The sequence below is a fragment of the Priestia sp. SIMBA_032 genome, assembly GCF_046535215.1.
GTDB classification, from domain to species: Bacteria; Bacillota; Bacilli; order Bacillales; family Bacillaceae_H; genus Priestia; species Priestia aryabhattai.
The window spans coordinates 1-251 of sequence record NZ_JAWRXD010001179.1 but is presented as its reverse complement, the minus strand read 5'-3'; the positions used below and the strand labels follow the sequence as shown (position 1 = coordinate 251).

Annotated in this window: 1 pseudogene; it reads right to left on the bottom strand. The window is 31.9% G+C overall.

Features of this window, described 5'->3' with window-relative positions:
- Window positions 1-169, bottom strand: a pseudogene (locus tag SB717_RS38025) (DUF3797 domain-containing protein); the annotation flags it as partial.
- Window positions 170-251 lie beyond the last annotated feature (82 nt).

Below are 251 nucleotides of genomic sequence, written 5' to 3'. Positions count from 1 at the left end.
CTGGTTTTACATCACAAGTACAACCACAAAGTTTACGGAATGTATCATCACTAATAATGCGTGATACGTTTGCACCACTGTTTAAAATTCTATTGTTCTTACAGACAGGACATTGTACATAATATAAAGTTTTTCCATCTAAAGGAAACGTTTGTATAATAAGATCCATGTTGACTCCTTTCATATCTATGAAGATAATCATCGGAATATGAGTGTGTAATAAGGACAAAATTACCTTACACCATACTTTA